We start from the raw sequence: 4,484 nt of genomic DNA on the forward strand, positions 1-4,484 counted from the left end.
AGCACGATCGGGTCGTTGTCCACGTAGACGACGCGCGATTCGGGCGCGATGCGCTGGGCGACCTCGTGCGTGTTGTCCGCCGTCGGCAGCCCGGTGCCGATGTCGAGGAACTGCCGGACACCGCACTCCCCGGCGAGGTGCTCCACGGCGCGCCCCAGGAACCGGCGGTCGGCGACCGCGTAGTCCCCGATACCGGGGTGCAGGCTGCGGATCCGGTCCCCGGCGTCCTGGTCGACCTTGTAGTTGTCCTTGCCGCCCAGCCAGTAGTTCCAGATCCGGGCGGTGTGCGGCTGGTCGGTCTTGATGCGCCCCAGCGCCTCGATCGCCGCAGCGGATATCTCGGTCACGCGATGTCCTCCGGATCAGGCCGTCGATCGGTCAAGGGCCAACCTAACGGCACGAGTTGTCCCACGTCACGCCGCCCGTGCGCGCCGCCCCCTACGATGTCCGGCACGCGGCCCGCCGGGCCGGACGACGGGGGAGGGGCACTGTGAGCCGACCGCTGAACACGCCGGGGGACACGTCCGGGCACCCGGGACCGGCCCGTCCCGGAGCCCACCGGATGGACCCGGCGGGCGGCTGCCCGCACGCCGCCAACGCCCGCCTGCTCGCCGAGGGGGCCGTGGCCGCGGTCACGTTGCCCGGCGACGTGCCGGGGATGGCGGTGCTCGGCCACGACGCCCTCAGGGAGTTCCTCGCCCACCCCGACGTCGCGAAGAGCGCCGCCCACTTCGGCGCGCTCCAGGACGGACGGATACCCGACGGCTGGCCGCTGAAGACCTTCGCCACGGTGCAGGGCATGACCACGGCCGACGGCGCCGACCACCGCAGGCTGCGGTCCCTGGTGACCCAGGCCTTCACGCCCCGGCGGGTGGCCGGACTGCGCCCGCGCGTCGAGGAACTGACCCGCAGGCTCCTCGACGGGCTCGAGGCCGCCGCCGCGGACGGGGACGGCGTCGCGGACCTGCGCCGGCACTTCGCGCTGCCGCTCCCCATGAGCGTCATCTGCGAACTCCTCGGCGTCGACGCCGCCCACCAGGACCGGCTCCACGAGCTGTCCAGCCGGATCGTCGCCACCGACATCGGCCCCGAGGCCGCCGTGGCGGCCAACCGCGAGATGGTCGAGGTCCTCGGCCGGGTCGCCGCGGACCGTGCCGCGCACCCCGGCGACGACCTCACCAGCGCCCTCATCGCCGCCCGCGAGGAGGACGGCGACCGTCTCGGCCCGCACGAACTGCTCGGCACCCTGATGCTGACCATCATCGCCGGACACGAGACGACCCTGAACCTCATCACCAACGCGGTACGGGCCCTGTGCGCCCACCGCGACCAACTGGCCCTGGTCCAGGACGCCGAGGCTTCCTGGGACGACGTGGTCGAGGAGACCCTGCGCTGGGACAGCCCCGTCAGCTACTTCCCGTTCCGCTACCCGACCCGCGACCTGGACCTGCACGGCACGACGATCCCCCGCGGGACCCCGGTTCTCGCCGGGTACTCGGCGGCCGGCCGCGACCCGCGGGCCCACGGCCCCGGCGCGCACCGCTTCGACGTCACCCGCGGGCCGGTCCGTCATCTCTCCCTGGGCCACGGCCCGCACTTCTGCCTGGGCGCGCCGCTGGCCCGGATGGAGGCGACGACGGCCCTCGAAGCGCTCTTCGCCCGCTTCCCGCGGCTCGACGTCGTGGTCCCGGACGCCGAACTGCCGCGCCACGCCTCCTTCGTGGGAAACAGCGTCCGCACCCTCCCGGTACGGCTGCGCCCCGAGCGTGCCTGACGGGCGGGTGCGCCCCGCACCGGCGGCGGATCACCGGGGCAGGCCGCGCAGGTACGTGCCGAACTTCTCCAGACCGTCGATGTTCCGGGGCCCGCTGATGCCCTCGTTGTAGTCGAGGACGAAGAAGCGGTCGTTCTTGACCGCCGGCAGATCCCTGGTGTGCGGGGAACGCTTCAGGAAGTCGATCTTCTGCTGTGCGGGCAGGTCGCCGTAGTCGAGGATCATGACGACCTCGGGCCGGGACGCCGCGACGGCTTCCCAGGTGACCTGCGTCCAGCGCTGGTCGAGCCCGGCGAAGACGTTGCGGCCGCCCGCGCTCTTGATGATGTCGGTGGGCGGCACCTGGGCGCCCGCGGTGAACGGCTGGTCGGTGCCGGAGTCGTAGAGGAAGACCGGTGTCCGCCGCCCGCCGGGCGCCTTGTCCTCGACGGCCCGGACCCGCGCCCGGAGCGCGTCGACGACGGACGCCGCCCGCTGCTCCACGCGGAAGATCCGGCCCAGCCGGTGGAGGTCGGTGTACAGCGCCTCGAACGGGGTCTGCCGTTCGGGATGGCCGGGGTAGTTGTAGCAGCTCTCCGTGTGCAGGAAGCTCTGGACGCCGAGCTTGTCGAGGATCTGCGGGGTGATGCCGCGCTGGTCGCTGAAGCCCGAGTTCCAGCCGGCGACCACGAGGTCGGCGCGGGCGTCCACGACGATCTCCTTGTTCAGGAGGTCGTCGCTGAGCTTCTCGACGGACGCGTAGTCCGCGGCCCAGGGCGACTCCTCGACGGGCGGATTGGCCGGGGGCATGACGTAGCCGAGCACGTGGTCGGCCAGCCCGAGGCTGAAGAGCTTGTCGGCGCTGCCGCCCTCGTAGGCGACGGCGCGCCGGGGGACGGTGTACGGGACGCTCTCCCCGCAGCGCTTGACCGTGGTCCGCCGGTCGGCGGCCCCCTCGGGGTCGCGGTCGATGTCGGCGCCGCACCCGCTGACGAGGAGCAGGGCGGCGAGGGCGGAGCCGGTCGCGGTGCGCCGGGCAGAGTGGATCATGGGCGGAGCACGCCTTTCAGAGGCCGTCGGTGGACGGAACGTCGGACGGATCGGTGGACAGAACGGTGGTCGGATCGGCGGTGGCATCGGCGGTCGGCCAGGAGGCCGAGTCCATCGACTCAAGTGGGCCGAGGGAGTAGTGGAGTTGCGGGACTCCGGTCAGCGGGTGGGTGACACGGACGGCATCGACGCCGAACACGTCGCGGACGAGGGCGGGGGTGAGCACGTCGGCCGGGGACCCGGAGGTCACCAGGCGGCCGTCGGACAGGACGCCGATCCGGTCGCAGGCGGCCGCCGCGAGATTGAGGTCGTGCAGCACGACCAGGGCGGTGAGTCCGGACCGCCGCAGCAGGCCGAGGAGTTGGACCTGGTGGCGGAGGTCGAGGTGGTTCGTCGGTTCGTCCAGGACGAGGATCTCCGGTTCCTGGACGAGGGCGCGGGCGAGCAGGACGCGCCGGCGCTCTCCGCCGGAGAGGGTCAGGACGCCGCGCCGGGCGAGGTGCCCGATGCCGAGCCGGTCCATGGCCGCGGCACACAGCGCGCGGTCGGCCGGTCCGGGACCCCGGTGGCCCGGCAGGTGCGGTGTCCGGCCGAGCGCCACGACCTCCTCGACCGTGAAGTCCAGGTCCACGGTGCCGTCCTGGGTCATCGCGGCGACCAGCTGGGCGCTGCGCCGCAGCGGCAGACGGGCGAGGTCCTCGCCGCCGGCCCGCACGACGCCCGCGGTGGGGCGCAACGCCCGGTACACGCAGCGCAGCGCGGTCGACTTGCCGCTGCCGTTCGGCCCGACCAGACCCACGACGGTGCCCGCGGGCACGTCGAGGAACAACTCGTGCACGAGGCTTCTGCCGTCGGTGACGACGGTGAGGCCCTCCAGGCGCAGATCCATCTCAGCGCCCTCCCGTTCCGTAGCCACGGCGTCGCATCAGGACGATGAAGACGGGCACGCCGACGAGGGCCGTGATGACGCCGAGGGGGAGTTCGCGCGGCGCCGCCAGGGTGCGGGCGGCCAGGTCGACCCAGACCAGGAACACCGCGCCGGCCGCCGGGGCGAGGACGAGCACCCGGGCGTGGACGGCGCCCGCGACCATGCGCACGAGGTGCGGCAGGACCAGGCCGACGAACGCGATGGCGCCGCTGACCGCGACCGACACCCCGGTGACGAGCGCGACCACGACGAGGAGTGCCCTGCGGTGCCGGTCCGGGTCTGTGCCGAGACTCGTCGCGCTCTCGTCGCCGAGCGCCAGCACGTCGAGGGCGCGCGCGTGCCGGTGCAGGACGAGCAGCCCCACCGCCACCACCGCCGCCACGAGCGGCAGCATGCCCCAGGTCGCGGCGCCGAGCCCGCCCAGCGTCCAGTGCAGCACGGTGCTGGTGGCCTCGGTGTCGGGCGCGAAGTACACGATGACGCTCATCACCGCCTGGAACCCGAACGACAGCGCGACACCGGTCAGGACCAGGCGCAGTGGGGCGAGGACGCCCCGGCTCACCGACGCGGCGTACACGAGCAGCGATGCGCCGAGCGCGCCGAGGAACGCCCCGGCGGACACCGCGTAGATCCCGAGAGCCGCGAGTCCGCCGGTGACCGTGACGGTGACCGCTCCGACGGAGGCGCCGGACGAGACGCCGAGGACGAACGGATCGGCGAGCGGATTGCGCACCAGTGCCTGGACGGCCACGC

General features: G+C 73.5%; 5 protein-coding genes. 1 reads left to right on the plus strand and 4 read right to left on the minus strand.

Annotated elements, in window-relative coordinates:
- Positions 1–347, minus strand: a 347-nt coding sequence (locus GTW43_RS34630) for an SAM-dependent methyltransferase (protein WP_343246207.1), incomplete at its 3' end; no start/stop codon positions are given.
- A 215-nt stretch (positions 348–562) separates the two neighbouring features.
- Between GTW43_RS34630 and GTW43_RS34635 the strand changes: the two genes are divergently transcribed.
- Positions 563–1,774: a cytochrome P450 gene (locus GTW43_RS34635; protein WP_161305938.1), complete on the plus strand. Its 1,212-nt coding sequence runs from the start codon at positions 563–565 to the stop codon at positions 1,772–1,774.
- A gap of 30 nt (positions 1,775–1,804) precedes the next feature.
- Here GTW43_RS34635 and GTW43_RS34640 read toward each other — a convergent pair whose 3' ends face one another.
- The 3 genes from GTW43_RS34640 to GTW43_RS34650 all read right to left on the minus strand — a co-directional run.
- Positions 1,805–2,803, minus strand: coding sequence for an ABC transporter substrate-binding protein (locus GTW43_RS34640; RefSeq protein ID WP_161305935.1), 999 nt, complete (start codon positions 2,801–2,803; stop codon positions 1,805–1,807).
- Between the two features lie 16 nt (positions 2,804–2,819).
- Positions 2,820–3,692, minus strand: coding sequence for an ABC transporter ATP-binding protein (locus GTW43_RS34645; protein ID WP_161305936.1), 873 nt, complete (start codon positions 3,690–3,692; stop codon positions 2,820–2,822).
- A 1-nt stretch (position 3,693) separates the two neighbouring features.
- Positions 3,694–4,484, minus strand: a 791-nt coding sequence (locus GTW43_RS34650) for an iron ABC transporter permease (protein WP_161305937.1), incomplete at its 5' end; no start/stop codon positions are given.

Source organism: Streptomyces sp. SID5785, from assembly GCF_009870065.1.
Lineage (GTDB): Bacteria > Actinomycetota > Actinomycetes > Streptomycetales > Streptomycetaceae > Streptomyces.

Coding starts and splice junctions, on each gene's coding strand:
- GTW43_RS34645 (WP_161305936.1), bottom strand. CDS start 3,692: ATGGATCTGCGCCTGGAGGGCCTCACCGTCGTCACCGACGGCAGAAGC.
- GTW43_RS34635 (WP_161305938.1), top strand. CDS start 563: ATGGACCCGGCGGGCGGCTGCCCGCACGCCGCCAACGCCCGCCTGCTC.
- GTW43_RS34640 (WP_161305935.1), bottom strand. CDS start 2,803: ATGATCCACTCTGCCCGGCGCACCGCGACCGGCTCCGCCCTCGCCGCC.